This window comes from Eubacterium aggregans (assembly GCF_900107815.1).
Taxonomy (GTDB): Bacteria; Bacillota; Clostridia; order Eubacteriales; family Eubacteriaceae; genus Eubacterium_O; species Eubacterium_O aggregans.
The window spans coordinates 97121-114336 of record NZ_FNRK01000005.1; the positions used below are offsets into that span (position 1 = coordinate 97121).

At 52.4% G+C, this 17216-nt stretch carries 11 protein-coding genes and 2 pseudogenes; 3 read left to right on the forward strand and 10 right to left on the reverse strand.

Features of this window, described 5'->3' with window-relative positions; translation table 11 throughout:
• Positions 1–14: 14 nt before the first annotated feature.
• The 3 genes and pseudogenes from kdpB to BLW33_RS04370 form a co-directional block, all read right to left on the reverse strand.
• Positions 15–2081 (reverse strand): annotated as a pseudogene (gene kdpB / locus BLW33_RS04360) (potassium-transporting ATPase subunit KdpB).
• An 11-nt stretch (positions 2082–2092) separates the two neighbouring features.
• Complete coding sequence (gene kdpA, locus BLW33_RS04365) at positions 2093–3904, reverse strand: potassium-transporting ATPase subunit KdpA (RefSeq protein ID WP_090305619.1); 1812 nt, start codon at positions 3902–3904, stop codon at positions 2093–2095.
• Between the two features lie 191 nt (positions 3905–4095).
• Positions 4096–4590 carry an HD domain-containing protein gene (locus tag BLW33_RS04370; protein WP_090305622.1) on the reverse strand — a complete coding sequence of 165 codons (495 nt, stop codon included), beginning with the start codon at positions 4588–4590 and terminating at the stop codon, positions 4096–4098.
• Between the two features lie 106 nt (positions 4591–4696).
• Here BLW33_RS04370 and hflX point away from each other — a divergent pair, with 106 nt between their 5' ends.
• Together hflX and BLW33_RS04380 are read left to right on the forward strand one after the other, a co-directional pair.
• Complete coding sequence (gene hflX, locus BLW33_RS04375; RefSeq protein WP_090305624.1) at positions 4697–6535, forward strand: GTPase HflX; 1839 nt, start codon at positions 4697–4699, stop codon at positions 6533–6535.
• Entirely contained in the window at positions 6507–7145 is a 639-nt protein-coding gene (locus tag BLW33_RS04380; protein ID WP_176966626.1) for a YigZ family protein, read from the forward strand. Before hflX ends, BLW33_RS04380 begins: the two co-directional genes overlap by 29 nt.
• A 33-nt stretch (positions 7146–7178) precedes the next feature.
• Here the strand turns inward: BLW33_RS04380 and BLW33_RS04385 are convergent, their stop codons facing one another.
• The 6 genes from BLW33_RS04385 to ahpC form a co-directional block, all read right to left on the reverse strand.
• Complete coding sequence (locus tag BLW33_RS04385; RefSeq protein WP_090305631.1) at positions 7179–8339, reverse strand: PP-loop family protein; 1161 nt, start codon at positions 8337–8339, stop codon at positions 7179–7181.
• A gap of 61 nt (positions 8340–8400) precedes the next feature.
• Positions 8401–9666 (reverse strand): MFS transporter, encoded by a 1266-nt coding sequence (locus BLW33_RS04390; protein ID WP_090305633.1) that lies wholly within the window; start codon positions 9664–9666, stop codon positions 8401–8403.
• 65 nt (positions 9667–9731) lie between these two features.
• Complete coding sequence (locus BLW33_RS04395; protein ID WP_090305636.1) at positions 9732–10388, reverse strand: TetR/AcrR family transcriptional regulator; 657 nt, start codon at positions 10386–10388, stop codon at positions 9732–9734.
• 103 nt (positions 10389–10491) lie between these two features.
• Positions 10492–11886, reverse strand: a complete 1395-nt coding sequence (locus BLW33_RS04400) for a solute carrier family 23 protein (protein ID WP_242911590.1) — start codon at positions 11884–11886, stop codon at positions 10492–10494.
• A gap of 205 nt (positions 11887–12091) precedes the next feature.
• On the reverse strand, positions 12092–13702 hold the full coding sequence (locus BLW33_RS04405; protein WP_090305638.1) for an FAD-dependent oxidoreductase: 1611 nt from the start codon (positions 13700–13702) through the stop codon (positions 12092–12094).
• Positions 13703–13706: 4 nt separating this feature from the next.
• Positions 13707–14270, reverse strand: a complete 564-nt coding sequence (gene ahpC, locus BLW33_RS04410; protein ID WP_090244631.1) for an alkyl hydroperoxide reductase subunit C — start codon at positions 14268–14270, stop codon at positions 13707–13709.
• A 261-nt stretch (positions 14271–14531) separates the two neighbouring features.
• Here ahpC and BLW33_RS14460 point away from each other — a divergent pair.
• A pseudogene (locus BLW33_RS14460) lies at positions 14532–15008 on the forward strand (DUF308 domain-containing protein); the annotation flags it as partial.
• Positions 15009–15047: 39 nt separating this feature from the next.
• Here BLW33_RS14460 and BLW33_RS04420 read toward each other — a convergent pair.
• Entirely contained in the window at positions 15048–17126 is a 2079-nt protein-coding gene (locus BLW33_RS04420) for a DEAD/DEAH box helicase (protein WP_090305643.1), read from the reverse strand.
• Positions 17127–17216: the final 90 nt, after the last annotated feature.

A 17216-nucleotide genomic window follows, 5' to 3' on the forward strand; every position in this document is an offset into this window, starting at 1 on the left:
TCCTGGGGTCTGGCTTATGCCACACCCAACAGCACTAAGATCATATCGATCAACTTAATACAGATAAACGGGGTGATGATTCCCCCCAAACCGTAGATGAGCAGATTCCGGGAAAGCAGCTCCCCTGCAGGAACCTCCCGATATGCCACCCCCCGAAGGGCCAGGGGAATCAACGCCACAATAACAAGGGCATTGTAGATAATGGCGGAAAGCACCGCTGTCATGGGGGAATGAAGCCCCATAATATTGAGGGCGGCCAGCCCCGGATACAGGACCATAAACAGCGCCGGAATGATGGCAAAATACTTGGCTACATCATTGGCGATGCTAAAGGTGGTCAGGCTCCCCCGGGTCATGAGAAGCTGCTTGCCAATGCGCATAATATCGATGAGCTTGGTGGGAGAGGAATCCAAATCCACCATATTCCCCGCCTCTTTAGCGGCCTGGGTCCCGGTGTTCATGGCCACAGCCACATCGGCCTGGGCCAGCGCCGGGGCATCGTTGGTTCCGTCCCCGGTCATGGCCACCAGATGGCCCTTGGCCTGGAGGTCCCGAATCATTTCAAGCTTGCCCTCGGGGGTGGCTTCCGCCAGAAAATCGTCCACACCGGCTTCCCCGGCGATGGCGGCTGCGGTCATGGGGTTGTCCCCGGTGATCATAATGGTCCGGATCCCCATCTTACGCAAGTCTGAGAATTTTTCCTTCACCCCATCCTTTACAATATCCTTTAAGTGAATGACCCCGAGGATACGATGGTCCTTGGCCACCACCAGAGGAGTTCCCCCCTGTCCGGCAATGTCCTTAACCACCCGATCGCACGCGTCACTGTAACGCCCACCGGCCTCGACTGCATAATCCCGGACGGCTTCTGCCGCCCCCTTGCGGATCTCGATGCCGTCGTGATCCACCCCGCTCATCCGAGTTTTAGCCGTAAAGCCAATAAAGGTCATTCCCTCTCCGACAACCCGTCCCCGAAGACCATATTTTTCTTTGGCCAGGATTACCACGCTCCGGCCCTCAGGGGTTTCATCGGCTAAGCTGGACAGCTGGGCCGCATCGGCCAGCTCCGCTTCGCTGGCTCCATCCACGGGAATGAAGGCGCAGGTCTGGCGGTTCCCCAGGGTGATGGTTCCGGTTTTATCGAGCATTAGGGTATCCACATCCCCGGCGGCTTCAATGGCTCGGCCGCTCATGGCTAGGACATTGGCCTGGTTCAGCCGGCTCATCCCTGCAATCCCAATGGCCGACAGCAAAGCCCCGATGGTGGTAGGTACCAGACAGACCAGCAGGGCCACCAAGGTGGTGACTGAGGTGGGATTATGCACCCCGATGAGCTGGGCTGAAAATGCGGAGTAGGCATATAAGGCCATGGTGACTAAAATAAAGATAATGGATAGGGCCACCAGAAAGATTTCCAAGGCCATTTCGTTGGGTGTCTTTTTCCGGGAGGCCCCTTCCACCATGGCGATCATCTGATCCAAAAAGCTTTTACCGTTTTCACTGGTCACCTGGATGACCAGCCAATCGGACAGCACGGTGGTCCCGCCGGTAACCGCACTGCGGTCCCCGCCACTTTCCCGGATAACCGGAGCGGATTCCCCAGTAATGGCGGATTCATCCACCGAAGCCGCCCCATCGATGACATCGCCATCGGCAGAAATCTGTTCTCCGGCGGCCACCACCACCAAATCACCCTTTTTAAGCTGGGTCGAAATCACTTCTTCCCATGCTTCCCGGTTCACCACATCCATTATGCGATGGGCCATAACATTCTGTCGGGCCGCCCGAAGGGACTCGGCCTGGGCCTTTCCCCGCCCTTCGGCAATGGCTTCGGCAAAATTGGCAAAAAGCACCGTCAGACAAAGAATGATGGCAATGGCCAGGGTATAGCCACCGGGGGCATCTGAAATACCAAACAACGAGAGGATAAAAAGCCCTGTCGTGAGAATGGCTGAAATATAAACCAGCAGCATCACTGGGTTTTTGGCCTAGGTGCGGGGTGCCAGCTTTGCAAAGGCATCCTTCACCGCTCCCAGAACCATCTGACGATCCGCCAGAACACTTTTTTCTTGAGTTTTCATCGTATTCACCTTTATATGGACAGACTGAAGAATTCAGCCAGGGGCCCCAGGGACAGTGCCGGGAAGAAGCTTAACGCCCCAATGAGCAGTACCACAACAATGAGCAGGAAAACAAAGATTGGCCCCGTGGTCGACAGGGTCCCTGCCGTGACGGCCACCTTTTTCTTTGCTGCCAAACTGCCGGCAATGCCCAGAATTCCAAAAATCGGCACAAATCGCACACCGAGCATAATGATGCCCAGGCTCAGATTAAAGAAGAGGGTGTCGGCTTTAAATCCGGCAAAGGCCGAGCCATTATTGCCCCCGGCAGAGGAATAGGCGTAGAGCATTTCCGACAGACCATGGGGACCACTGTTACTTAAGCTCGCCATGGTGTCCGGGAGCAGGGCGGCAATCCCACTGCCCATTAAAATGGCCACCGGTGTGGCCAGGCAGACCAACACCGCCATCTTCATCTCGTAGGGCTCGATCTTTTTCCCCAGATATTCCGGGGTTCGCCCTACCATCAGCCCGGCGATAAACACCGTGAGAATAGCAAAGGCCAGCATTCCATAGAGGCCGCAGCCCACACCGCCGAAGACCACCTCGCCCAGCTGCATCAGCAGCATGGTCATCATCCCACCCAAGGGAGTGTAGCTGTCGTGCATGGAATTCACCGATCCATTGGAGGCCGCCGTCGTAAAGGCTGCCCAGGTGGCGGAAGACGCAATGCCGAAGCGGGCTTCCTTTCCTTCCATATTGCCCCCCGCCTGGTCGGCCACGGTCAGATTCACTGCGCCCCCGGCTGACAGCTGAGGCGTGGCCGCCTGTTCACTCACGGCGACGCTGGCCAAAGCCACCATCAATAGAATGAACATCGCCGCGAAAATAGCCCGGCCCTGCTTCTTATCCTTCACCGCTCGGCCAAAGCTGAAGCACAGGGCCATGGGAATCAGCAAAATAGAGATAACCTCCAAGAAATTTGAGAAAGGGGTCGGGTTTTCCAAGGGATGGGCAGAATTGACGCCGTAGAATCCCCCACCGTTGGTCCCGAGCTGCTTAATGGCGATCTGGCTGGCCCCTGGTCCCAGGGGGATGGTTTCTTCATTGACCACGGTCGCTCCTGGCACCGGTGCTCCATCCACCGTCACCACACCATCTTGAATGACCCCACCAGCAATCAGCCTTCCCTGGGCATCCACTGCCACCGGTTCCACCAGCTTAACCGTTTGTCCGGGCTGAAAGGTCTGTACTACCCCCTGGGAGGCGATGCCCACCGTTAAAATAATGGACAGGGGCAACAGGATATACAGGGTTCCCCGGGTCAGGTCGATCCAGAAATTGCCCAGGCCCTTCTTTTGAACCTTCATAAAACCACGAATCAGGGCAAAAAGTACGGCAATCCCCGTAGCTGCTGAAACAAAATTCTGGACCGTCAGCCCCAGGGCCTGGGAGAGATAACTTAGCTGGAATTCCCCGCTGTAGGCCTGCCAATTGGTATTGGTCACAAAGCTGATGGCGGTGTTCAGGGCCAAATCCCAGGGCATTCCGGGGATTTGCATGGGGTTGCCGGGAAGCACCCCCTGGAGCATCAGCAGCACCCATAAAAAGACCAGCCCAAAAAGATTAAAAATCAGAACCGAGAGCAAATACTGTTTCCAGCCCATCTCCTCCTCCGGATTGATGTGGAGCACCCGGTAGATCAGACTTTCACAGGGCTTTAACACCGCCGATAAAAACACCCGTTCCCCGGACATCACCTTATTGATATACATTCCCAGGGGGATGGCTAAGGCCACCAGGACCATTAAGTATAATGCGTATTCCAGAATTAAAGCACTCATCTCTTGTCACCTCGAATCAGTATGACACAATAATAAACAAGCAACCCCAAAGCAACTGCCCCAATAATTGGTATGACAATGGTCATTTTATGCACCTCTTTCTATTTGATGACAAAATTTTAACACCATCTGTATAAAGATGGTGTTAGGGTTTGGGGATTGGTATTAAGATTGTATAAAAATGAGATTCTCTATTCCCCCAGCCCGTACATCATCCGGCAAAGCTTCTTGCCCGCGTGGGTTTTAAAGATATTCCGGTAGGCGGCCATCACGCTCTTTTTCTCAGCCCCATCCTCGTACATATTCACCAGGAAATCTGCCTCTACCAGGATTTGATGGTCCTTTCCCTGGATATCGGTATAGCTGTGGTGGTTGGCTACCAAAGAGCTCACCCGGGCAATGATAACATCATCGTAGCCCAATCGGTCAAGCAGGGCTTCAGCTTCGGCGGGTCCCATTTCCTCCTGGATTTTACCATCGCACCGACCGTATTTTTCTTCCCCTACCTTTATGCCAATATCGTGGACCAGGGCAGCCACCTCCAAGACCTCCTGATCCACCGAATCGATTTTCTCCATCTGCCCGATGAGAGAAGCCAGACTATGTACCTTTAAAAAATGCTGGATGCGCTTGGGATCACCGTTATAATATTCCATCATCGCCAGGGTTAATTGATTTGTGTCCATAAAGGGGCCTCCTTGAATTGTGTTTTTATTGTTTTATTATAAGCCCCCCATGCTATAATAAAATTAAATGAATAATGGCTTAAGCCATTTTAATAAAGGATAAAACATGAGCGAACTAAAAGCCGAGGGTGTGCGTAAAAGCATCCTCAACGAATTAAATAATTTAAAGGGCACAGCGATGGAAGAGGGGCGCCTGCTGGACGAAACCGTCCTAAAGCTCCTCACCGACATCACCCTCAAGCTGAACCGGGAGGTCCTCCTCATGCTGGACGACCACAACGTCATCCACAACGTTGCCCTGGGGGATGTGAATACCGTGGCCTTTGGCGATGCCAAAATGGAAACCACCGCCATCGGACTAAACCGCATCCGGGTCATTCACACCCATCCCGGGGGCAATCCCCATCTCTCCGATGAGGACCTCTCCGCAGCGGTCCGTCAGCGCCTGCAGTGCATGGTCGCCGTGGGTGTCGCCCCGGACGGGACCAACCGCTTCGGCATCGGCCTGCCCATGGTGGAGGACGAGGCCCTGGTGTACCGCTACGCCTTGGTGGATTCATTAAAGCGTTTAAATGCCCTGGATGTGTCGGGCTATGCCGCCCTGGCCTCAAGGGAGCTGCGCCGCCTGCCGGGGGCCGGCTTTGACACCGTGGATACCGAGGAGCGGGCCCTGCTCCTTGGGGTGGATTTAGGCACCCGGGGCATCGGCATCGATCTGGCCTCCTCCATGGAAGAGCTGCGCCGCCTAGTGGAAACCGCCGATGGCCGGGTGGTCGATGTGGTTACCCAAAGCCGCAGCCAAATCGACCCCGTCTTTTATCTGGGGAAGGGAAAGCTTCGGGAGATTGTGCGCCTCGTCCAGAATGCCGACGCCAACCTCATCGTCGCCAATGACGAGCTGAATTCCAACCAGATTGCCTGTATCGAATCCCTTACCGGGTGTAAAACCATCGACCGCACCACCATCATCTTAGATATCTTCGCCCGCCACGCCAAGACCAGAGAGGGGAAGCTCCAGGTCGAACTGGCCCAACAAAAATATCGCATGGGCCACCTCAAGGGCCTGGGCATCGTCCTCTCTCGAACCGGTGGGGGCATTGGCACCCGGGGCCCTGGGGAGAAGAAGCTGGAAACCGATCGGCGCCATATCCGCCGTCAGATTGACGAGCTTCTGAGCCGCCTGGAGCGCATTGACAAGAGTAACGCTCTGGGTGCCAAACAGCGAACCCGTAACCAGGTCCGCACGGTCGCCCTAGTGGGCTACACCAACTCCGGTAAAAGCACCCTGTTCAACCGCCTGACCGACAGCGATGTGGTCATGCAGGATGGACTCTTTATCACCCTGGATTCCACCATGCGTCAAATCAATCCGGAATATGGCAATTACCTGCTCTCAGATACTGTCGGTTTTATCGAAAAGCTCCCCCATGACCTGGTCACCGCCTTCCGGACCACCTTAAAGGAGGTGGATGATGCCGATTTACTCCTCCATGTGGTGGATGCCGCCGGGCCCCACGCCCAGGCCCAAATGGCCGTGGTGGATGAGGTCCTGGGGAGCATCGGTGCCGGACACCAGGATATTTTGGTCGTGTATAATAAAATTGACCTTCTGGATGAAGAGGGCGCCCTGGCCTTACAAAATCGGGCTGAACGGGAAGGGGCGGTGTGCATCTCTGCTCGGGAAGGCCTGGGCATCGACAGCCTCACCGCCGCCATCTCCACCCATCTGGGAGGCGGTACCTGCACACGTCAATTCCTTATTCCCTACACCCACAGCAAGGCGCTGGCTGCCCTCCACCAAAAAGCAGAGGTCACCCAAATGGATTATGTGGAAGCGGGCACCCAGGTTACGGCTATCACCGATCAGGATTTCCCCAGCCACCGTTTTGAAGCCTATGCACTGACAGAGGAGGATCATGGAACAGGATTACCGGACAATTCTTGAGGATTGTGAAATTGAAATTGAAATAAAAAAATCCCGATTTATCGGCCGGGTATACCATGTAGAGGATGAAACCGCCATTGAAGAAATTATTTCCCGGGTGAAGAAGGAGCACTACAAGGCTACCCATGTGTGCTCTGCCTACGTCCTCCACACCGTCCCCGAGCGCCAAAAATCCAATGACGATGGCGAGCCCTCGGGTACTGCAGGCAAGCCCATCCTGGAGGTCATTCATAAGCGGACGTTAAAAAATGTCCTCGTCCTCGTCATCCGCTACTTTGGGGGCATTAAGCTGGGAGCCGGGGGACTCATTCGGGCTTACTCCGGCTGTGCCGCCGAGGTCATCGCCCAGTCCTCCATCATTAAAAAGCAATACTCCGACTGCCTCTCCCTGGAAATTGATTATCCCCAATACGGGGGACTCCTCAATAAGCTGACGGAGTGGGGCTACACCCCCATCGCCGAGGACTTTGGAGAGAAAGTTACCCTGGATTTCTACCTCCCCGTGGCTGAAACCGAGGGCTTTATCAGCATGATTCGGGATGCCACCAATGACCGATTTGACTATGCGGTATTGGAGCAGCGGTTTGTGGATGTGGTGGAGAAGGCGTAAAGACGATTAAAGCGCCCCTTCGCTGGTGCCCATCTATTTCCCATCATACCCTTCCAAAAACCGATGCCGCACCCCACCCTGTTTATAGCCGATAACGGCGTCCAGGCAGACATTTTCCACACTTTTAAAGATATTATTCTCCACATGGGGGTTGGTTTTCTTCAGCTCGGCAATGAGGTGCTTGATTTCCACCCGTTTCGATCCGCCATCCCCCATGCTCTTCCCTTCCAGGGAGCAGGTATGCGTAAAATGACAGGCACACTGGATGAAATGGAGGTCATTATCATCCCGCCAAGCTTTGATATCATCCTCCCGAACGAGGTATAGGGGGCGAATGAGCTCCATTCCCTCAAAATTCGTGCTGTGAAGCTTGGGCATCATGGTCTGAACCTGACCGCCGTAGAGCATCCCCATGAGGATGGTCTCAATCACATCGTCAAAATGATGGCCCAGGGCGATTTTATTACAGCCCCGCTCCTTGGCCGCATTGTACAGATGCCCCCGACGCATTCTGGCACACAGATAGCAGGGGGATTTTTCAATGTTCACCACCGCATCAAAGATCTGACTGTCAAAGATTTCGATGGGAATCCCCATTAGCCTGGCATTCCCCTCAATGACCTGGCGGTTGACCGGGCTATACCCCGGGTCCATCACTAAAAACACCAGCTCAAAGGGGATTTTATTATGGCGCTTCAGCTCCTGAAAAAGCTTAGCCATGAGCATGGAGTCCTTTCCCCCGGAGATGCATACCGCAATTTTATCCCCAGGCTCGATGAGAGCATACTCCACCACGGCCTTGGTAAATCGTCCCAAAAGCTTTTTGTGATATTTCTTTTGAAGGCTTTTCTCAATGGTCTGATTCCGATCCGTTTTTTTAAGATCCTTCTGAATGGCCCCAAGGAGCCATTCCCGATAGCCCCCCATCAGATTCGCCGCCCGATAGCCCCGGTCCACCAGGGCATCAACGGTCGCCTCACTTAAGAGGCCCTGGATACAATAGGGAATGATAAGCTTATCCAGAGGCAGCGCACAGCCTTCTGCCAACAGCTCCCCCTCATCCATGCGGATGGCTCCGGGGATATGGCCCAGGGTGTAGGCGGCTTCATCCCGGATATCGATGAGGATATATTCCTCTGAGGATAATTTGTCTAATTCCCCCAGAGTAATGGTTGTTTCATTATTATTGGTCATGGATTCTCCAATCCTTTCCGTGTTTTCATCTGTTTAGGATTTTCGAATACCATCATACCATTTAACCCGCATCGGAACAACGGACATCCCCAAGCTTTCCAAATATCCTTTTGGAGAACCGGCAGATGAGGACGGAAAGGAGAAAGGCCCCACCATAAATCATGGGCAGCTGGCCTGCTAAATGTTCAAAGAGCACCCCGTACACGGCCTGTCCCAGGGGATTGGCACAAAGCACCAAACAGGTAATCAGGGCCATCACCTTGCCGATGAGTCCCTCTGGGGTCACCTGTTGGACATAGGTGAGCATCTGGATGCTGATCAAGGTGGAGAACACCATCATCAACCCACAGGTTAGGGTGATGACGCCATAGATGATCCAGGGGTCTGCCTTCAGCCAAAGGACTAAGCCAATGGGGACCAAGGCCAAGGCACACAGGAGCAAAAGGCGATGGGAATGTCGGATGTCCAACCGCTGCCCCAGACTCCCGGAAAGCAAGGCCCCCAGTAGTCCTCCTGCGGCCAGGGCACCCTGGGCGTAGCCGTACAGGCTGTTCCCCAACCCCTCTGGAAAGCCAAGGTGTCTTGTAATAACCACCGGCAGCCCAATGATGATCAGAGCAGAGAACACCAGGTTAATGACCATCATCAACACCCCAACCTGCCCAATTTCTGGACGGGTATGCCGAATAAAGTGCCAGCTTTCTAATAAATCCAGCTTTGCCAGGGCCAGAATCCCTTGGTCTTCCCCACGTTTCTGAAAGGGAATATGGATAAAGATCTCCATAATGGCCGAAATCAGGAAGCACAGGACACTCAGGTATAATATGGGTTCCAGGCCGTACAACCCATACATCAGTCCCCCCAGCACCGGCCCAAGGATGCCCGCCAAGGAGTTAACCCCGTTAATAACCGCATTCCCTGCCATCAGATGGTCCGAGTGTAAAAGCACCGGAAGGGATGCCTGCACCGCTGGCTGGTAAGCCCCTTGTATGCCATAGAGGAGCATTAGCACCACCACCAGCAGGGGAACCAGCTCCATCCGAAGATAGCTCAGGGCATAAAATCCCACTAGGGCCGCTGTAAAGAAATCCAAAAACACCATCACATTGCGCTTATTCACCCGGTCTGCAATAATCCCCCCCACCGGGGAAAGCAAGAGCATGGGGATAAAAGATAGGCCCAGCACCATCCCGTAAAGGGTGGGCGAACCCGTTTGGTTGAGGAGGTACAGGGGCAGGGCGTACCTTAAAATATTATTCCCAAATAAAGAAATAATCTGTCCCACCACCACCAGTGTAAAATCCCGTTGAAATAATTTAGTATTCATCATATTTCTCCTTTAATACCAACCGTTGGTATGTATTGTTGTAAAATTTAAATCCCCTAAGGGATTTAAGGAATCGACACCTTTCTTTTCTCTTCCATCTGATGCATATGCTCTGCCATGCCCTCCTCCAGGGAGGGGAAGCCCAGCTTATTCAGGAGGACATTAAAAAAATCAATTTTTCGATCCACCGCCTCGCCGTCTCCCGGGTAAATCAGAGGATTCATCCAAACATTGGTCAGGAGCATGAGCACATCCGCCATCTCCTGGGGATAATCACATTGAATCGATTCATCGGCTATCCCTTCCTTGATGACAGGCAAGATATAATGGGGAACCACATCCTCTATGGTGCTCGCCATATGAATCGAGAGAAGCTGGGGATTCTGAAGGAGGTTGGGCATGGAGGCGATAAAATCCCGCTGGGGCGTATTCTTCCATGAGGATAAAAACATTTTCTGCAATTTTCCAGCTCCATTTAAAGATGAATCGTGGAGAAGCCGATCCATCTCACGGGCGGACTCCATCCCTACCCGATCGGTAACTGCCAAAAGAATGGCCTCCTTGGACTTAAAATGATGGTAAATGGCCCCCTTGCTCAGCCCTCCAAGCCCATCGATAATATCCTGAATGGAGGTTTTATCATAACCCTTTTCTAGGAATAGGCGCAGGGCCACCTCCAAAATTTTTTCCACTGTCTCCTCGGGGTATTTATTGCGTGCCATCTTTACTCCTCCTATTATACATACCGGTAGTATGTATGGATGATACCACGTCCCTTTTCCATTGTCAAGAAACTCTGAAGAATGAATATTACCACACGCACTTTTATTCTGCCAATTGACCCTCACCACCTTTACAAGGAGCTGGGCTTTCCTCCCTTTCCCAAAAGGTTTTCCAATTAAAAACAACATTGAGCACCACGGTTACCAAAGCAACCATGAACAGGCCATTGCTAAAGAGCATCGCTGCCACCTCCGGCAAGCCGCTGAAGGCATCGGTGGTAAAATGTGCCCCCACCCCGGCGGCCAGACCAGCCCCAAGAATCAGGGTGTTTTTATTATCGGACAAATCCACCTTCGCCAGGATGGAAACCCCTGCCGCAGCGATGGTCCCAAAGAGAGCCACCATAGCCCCACCAATGACCGGAGTGGGGATACAGGTAATAAAGGTGGACAGCTTGGGACACAGACTGAGGATCAGCAGCAGCACCGCCGCAAAGGCGACGGATTGGCGGCTATCGTTCCCTGAAAGCTTTACGACGCTGACATTTTCATTGAACATCGCCGAAGGAAAAGAATTAAAGACACCCGCCATCATCTGGGATAGGGACTGGGCCCGCATTCCCCGGGTGATGGTGGCCTCATCCGTTGTTGTTCCCCGGACATTGTCCAGAAATGCAAACACCCCAATGCACTGCACCATATTGATGACGCTAAAAAGGGTCATGATGAGGATGGCATCCAGGCGAAACTCCGGCATTCCAAAATGAAAGGGCAGGTTGAAATCAAAAAGTGCCGCCCCGGCCACCGGAGATAAATCCACCAAGCCGAAGGGAATGGCCAGAAGCGTCCCGGTTCCCAGACCGATGAGCAGGGCTGTAGACCGAAGAAGGGTGTTCCCAAATTGGTTGAGCAGCACGATAAGCAGCAGCACCCCAAAGCCCAGGACCAGATTAATGGGACTACCAAAATTTACCGCACCGGCGCCACCTGCCAAATTTTCAAAGGCCGTGGGAATCAGCGTCACCCCCACCATGGTTAAAAAGGCCCCCAGCACAATGGGCGGGAAAAATTTCAAAATCCGGTTGATGCCCATACACACCACAAAGAGGATGGCCCCAGACGCGATAACCCCACCAAAGACCGCCGGCAGACCATGGGCCTGTCCGATGATGATCATCGGTCCCAGGGGGGCAAAAGCTGAGCCCAGGGCAATGGGCAGCTTCGACCCCACAAATTTTCCGACACCCACCACCTGCAATAGGGTGGCCAGGGCCGCTGCAAAAAAATTTGCTGCTATTAAAAAGGCAATGGTCTGATGATCGAGTCCCATGCCATTGCCTAAAATCATCGGAACGGCAATGGCCCCCGGACACATGGTAAGCACATGCTGCAGGCCTGCCAATAAGTTCTCTGCGAGTTCCGACTTTGCTGGCACCGCTGCCTTCCCCAATGCTGTTACCGAGACGATATCGCCATCCATTCCCTGGTAGTTTTCCATTAAAATCCCCCTAATCTTTTTTCTCCAATTGATAAAAAATTGATAAAATTACACTTTATTTTTTTATTATAACAAGGAATGGTGTTCGTTTCAATAATTTTTTATCGATGTATGATATTTTATTATCATATTATGTGACACTATCTCATCAAAAAATACCCATTCCCTGGCAAACAGGAATGGGTATTTTAGAAGCAATCTGAACCTAGGAAAGCAATCCGATCAACTGATCCAGATTTTTCTTACCGAACTGGACGTCCTGGCCATCCACCACCATACAGGGGACGCTCATGATGTCATACTTGTTTTTCAAGTCTTCAAAGTGGTTGAGGTCGTAAACATCCACGGTAATGTTGGGGTTTTCTAAACCCAATCGGGCGGCAGCCATGACCAAATCCGGGCACTGGGTGCAGGAGAGGGAGATGGCAATCTGAAGATGATGGGTACCGGAAATCGCATTGATGGCGGCTAATTGTTCGTCCCCCAGGGGCTGTCCCGGTCCAGCGGCGTTGTACAGGGTCACCACGAAGGAGTTGAACTCGTGGCCTCCAGGGACACCGTGGAAGGCAAAACCAGTGGGGACCCCGGCACCATCACAAATTTCAATGGCAGGGCATTCTTCTCCCCCTTGGATGATTTCAGCACTCAGCAGGTCGGACAATGCCGCTACCTCCTGGACGAAGCCGGAGGCTTCCTTGGCGATGGCTGTGCCGTCAACGTGTGCCTTTAGCACCACAGGGCGTTCAAATCGGGCAAAGACACCCGCCAGCTGAGCCCGGATTTCTGCGGTGATAAAGCCGCCGTCTGCCCCGGTATCAGCCTGGGGCGCTTCCTCAGGTTGCTTCATCCCCTTTACCTCAAAGGCTGGAATACCCAGCTTTTCATGGAGGGTGGAGACATGATGTTCCAGGGAAGTGGCTGCCTTGGCCCCATCGGACACGGCAGTGACCACCTGGCGCAGGTTTTTAATACAGATATCGCCGGCACCATAGACGCCATCCATAGAGGTCTTTTGGTTTATATCCGTCACTAAATAGCCTTGGGCATCCAGCTCAACCTGACCTTTAAACAAGCTGTTGGCCGGGGCGTAGCCTGCAAAAACAAAAACACCAAAGGTGTCCCCAGCTGGGGCATCATAACGGGTGATTTCCCCGGTCATATCATTCTTATAAATAATATGACGCAGCTTGGTATCTCCATCCACCTCGACCACCTGGGTATTGTAATGGATGGTAATTTTCTCATGATTTTTGGCTTCATCGGCCACAGCGGCGGCACAGGTAAAGTCTGGCTCTCTGGCCAGGATAGTGACCTGTCGGGCATACTTTGTTAAAAACACCGCTTCCTCAGCCGCAGCGAATCCAGCTCCCACCACAAAGACATCCTTACCGGTGAAGAATTCGCCATCGCAGGTGGCACAGTAGGCCACACCCCGTCCCCGGAAATCCGCTTCTCCCTGGAAGCCAATCATCCGGGGGGAGGCCCCGGTGGCCAATATCACCCCAAAGGCTTCATAGGTGCCCTTATCGGTTTTAATCTTTTTAACATCGGCATCCAGTGTCAGCTCTGAAACCTCTGCCAATAAAAATTCTGCCCCGAAGGATTCCGCCTGCTTACGCATATCCTCGGTAAGCTCCGTCCCGCTGGTCTTTCGTACTCCCGGGTAATTCACCACTTCCGAGGTGATGGTGATCTGTCCGCCAAAATGTTCCTTTTCCACCACCAGGGTCTTGTATTGTGCCCGGGCCATATAAATCGCGGCGGAGAGCCCCGCAGGGCCTCCGCCGACGATAATCACATCATACTGGTTCGACATGGGACTAGATGAGGCCCACTAAATCTAAGCTGGGCTTTAAGGTTTCGGCACCAGGCTGCCATTTGGCGGGGCAAACTTCATCACCGTGTTCAGCCACAAATTGGGATGCCTGAACCCGACGAAGCAGCTCGTCAGCGTTTCGGCCAACATTCCCGGCGATAACTTCGTAAGCGACGATTTCTCCTTCGGGATTAACGATGAAGGTACCACGTTCTGCCATACCATCGGCTTCAATCATGACATCGAAATCCCGGGCGAGGACGCCAGTGGGATCCGCCAGCATGGTGTACTGGATCTTCTTGATGGTGTCGGAGGCATCGTGCCATGCTTTATGGACAAAGTGGGAATCGCAGGAAACCGAGTAGATATCACAGCCGATTTTCTGGAATTCATCATATTTATTCGCTAAATCTTCCAGCTCAGTGGGACACACAAAGGTAAAGTCTGCAGGATAGAAGAAAAAGATGGACCAACGTCCGAGGATATCTTCTTTTTTAACTTCCTTGAATTCACCACCTACGTAGGCCTGTACTGCAAAATCGCTGACTTGCTTTTTAATCAATGACATGTTAATTTCCTCCTATGTCTAAAAAAATTCTATAAAATACGTAATAAACAATTGTGTTAGTTATTGCTAACTTGACTAAATTATAGCAATGTTAGTGAAGGCTGTCAATTGTTTTTTATAATTATTTTAAACTAAATCAGAAATGTCACAGGAATGTGCACATGTTATAATAAAATTAATATTTTCACATTCCAAAGAAAGAAGGATTCTCTTATGAAGTAAGTAACCTATAAAAGAACCGATGCATTCCTCGTTTTACTCAACGGAATTCTCTGTCTTATTTTCGCTAAAAATGTCACCCATCTCCTTCCCACTTTTTGCGGTGGTATTCTGGTCATCAAGGGTGGGCTGCAATTTTACAAAGGCATCATTAATCGGGATTACAAGATTTTAGAACAGACTGACCTAGTCAAGTCCTTTTCTGCCATTGCCGTGGGTGTTGGTATCTTCTTCGCCCAAGAGGATGCCCTTTTCATCATCGCCATTTTCTGGGGGCTGACAGGCCTAACCCAGGCAACGGGTTACCTCAATACCGCCCTGTTTAAAATGGCCCACGGGAAAAATTTCTTTTGGGATCTTCTTAAGGGCCTGATAGAATTTTCCCTTTCTATGGCCGTTATCTTTAATCCCTTTAACAGTGTGGAGCACCATGTCCTCCTTCTGGGGATAGATATGATCTTTGAAGGGATTATCAGCTTTTTTGCTCGGGCAGAAAAAAGTGCTGAACAATCCGATTAATACACCGAAAAATAATAAGCAATGCACTTTGGATGGGGCTTAGTGATCCGATCTTACCATCTCCAGGGCATGACAAGCACTGCAAATGCCATAGGGGTAATTCCAGGGCAGCCGATCCCCGCAGATTTTACATTTTTTATAGGTATTCTTATTCTGCTTAAGCTTCGCGATAATGGCTCCGGAGAGTTCCAGCTTACACTCTAGAATATAAGCCTTCTGGGCCTCTGCCTCTTCCTCATCGGAACTAAAGCTGCGCAGGATGGAATAGAGCAAATCCAGAATCTTGTATTTTCCCTCCAAGGTTTCCAGGGAATCCCCCTCCTGGGCAATGACAATGGTTAGCCCCTCCAGAATTGGCCTTCCCTTTAAGCGGTTGTGCATGGCTTCCTTCCACCGGGAGAGGATATCGTAGTTGGTTTCATCAAAAGGGATGGTAATTCCCCGGTACATTTCGTCCTTGGGCAGGGGGCAATGGGTCTCCATCCACTCACACAAATCAATGGCTCGGGTCATGCTGGCCTTTTTATAGGGGGCATGATCCGTCAGGCTCTGCCAGTCCCGCATGGTTTGGGAAAGGGATCGGTCCATATTGACTAAGAACCCTGGCATGGTGGTCCGGGCCGCCTCAATGGGAGGGTTTTTAACCTTTAGTTTCCATTTAACGCTATTTTTATCAAAGCAGGCATTCACCAGACCCAGCTCCTCGTAGCCTCGCCTTCCGGCACGGCCTGCCACCTGCTTAACCTCTGCCGGCTCCAAATCTCGCTTTTTCTGACCGTCAAATTTCTGGGTTTCCAAAAAGATGATGCGCTTCACCGGAAGGTTCATCCCCATGCCGATGGCATCGGTGGCCACGACCACCTTGGTTTCACCCCGGGCAAATTTCTCGGTTTCCGCCCGGCGGGCCTGGTAGGGCAGAGCGCCATAAATCACGCTGACCTGTCGGCCGGCATCCTCTAAGAGAGAGGCCGCCTGGAGGACGCTTCGCCGGGAAAACACCACCAGGGCGTCCCCATCCCGGACATCCTCGGGGAACATGAATTCTTCATCGTCCATGCGCAGGGGCGTCGCCCGGCGGTGGCGCACCACTTCCCAGGTATCGCCACACTCTTCAATGAGCGCGATGATCAGGGACTCTGCCTCCGGAGCCATACAGGCATGGACGGTCCCCGCCGTTACTCCTAAAATGGCCTGGGTCCAGGCCCAGCCCCGCTCCCGTTCTCCCACCATCTGGCATTCATCAATAACCGCCACATCGTACCAGGAAAAATCCATCATCTCCACAGTGGATGCTACGTGCTGAGCTCCGGGAATAATCTGTTCCTCCTCCCCGGTAATCATGCTGCAGGGAACCCCCTCTTTATTAAGGCGTTCCGCAATTTCCATGGCTAACAGTCGCAGGGGGGCTAAATAGATTCCCCGCTTGGCGGCGGCGCAATCCTCCACGGCATCGTGGGTCTTTCCGGAGTTGGTGGGCCCCACATGGAGGATAAAGTGCCGGGTCAGCTTTCTGGCTGCAGGAAACAGCTCCGGCATACTCTCAGGAATTTCCTTGAGCATGGCCTCCCGGGCCTCCTTACGCTTCGTGGTGAAGGGATAATAGCCGTTGTCCTCCACGCAGTCAAAGATGACATCCTTGGTAAAATAATCTGCGACCTCCTGGGCCAGGGCGCTTTGCCAGATACGGTTGAGCCGTCTGGCAATCATCCTGTCCACGGTTTCTACCCGGCCACTTTCCTTCACAACGGATTCAATTCCCCGAAGCTTGGGGTTATCATTATAAAAAATACCCCGAAGGAGCTTCTCGCCCTCATTGTCTGGTGGCCGCCTAAAATAGCGCATGGCCCCCATTTCCGGATGTTTTTCAACAAATTCCGATAAATCGTACTCAAAGGTACTGGTGATTTCCTTCTTCCCACCTCGCCTGTTGCCACTAAACTGATAAAGCCGCTCATGTTTGAAGCGGTTACTGTAAAAGGTAATGGCGGTATGGGCCGCTTCTTCCCGGGTGGGGTATCGGGCTTCATTTAAAGCTTTGAGTGCGGCCTGATTTTCCTCACTCAGAAAAGTCTTGCGCAGGCGGGCGCGCCGACTGGCTTGCTGCTTGGATCGTGCCATGGAAACTCCTTCAAATGTGATGTAATACCCTCATTATAGGATGGGCAAGATGCCTTTGTCAAATTCTGGGGATTCCTTTAGTCCCCTGGC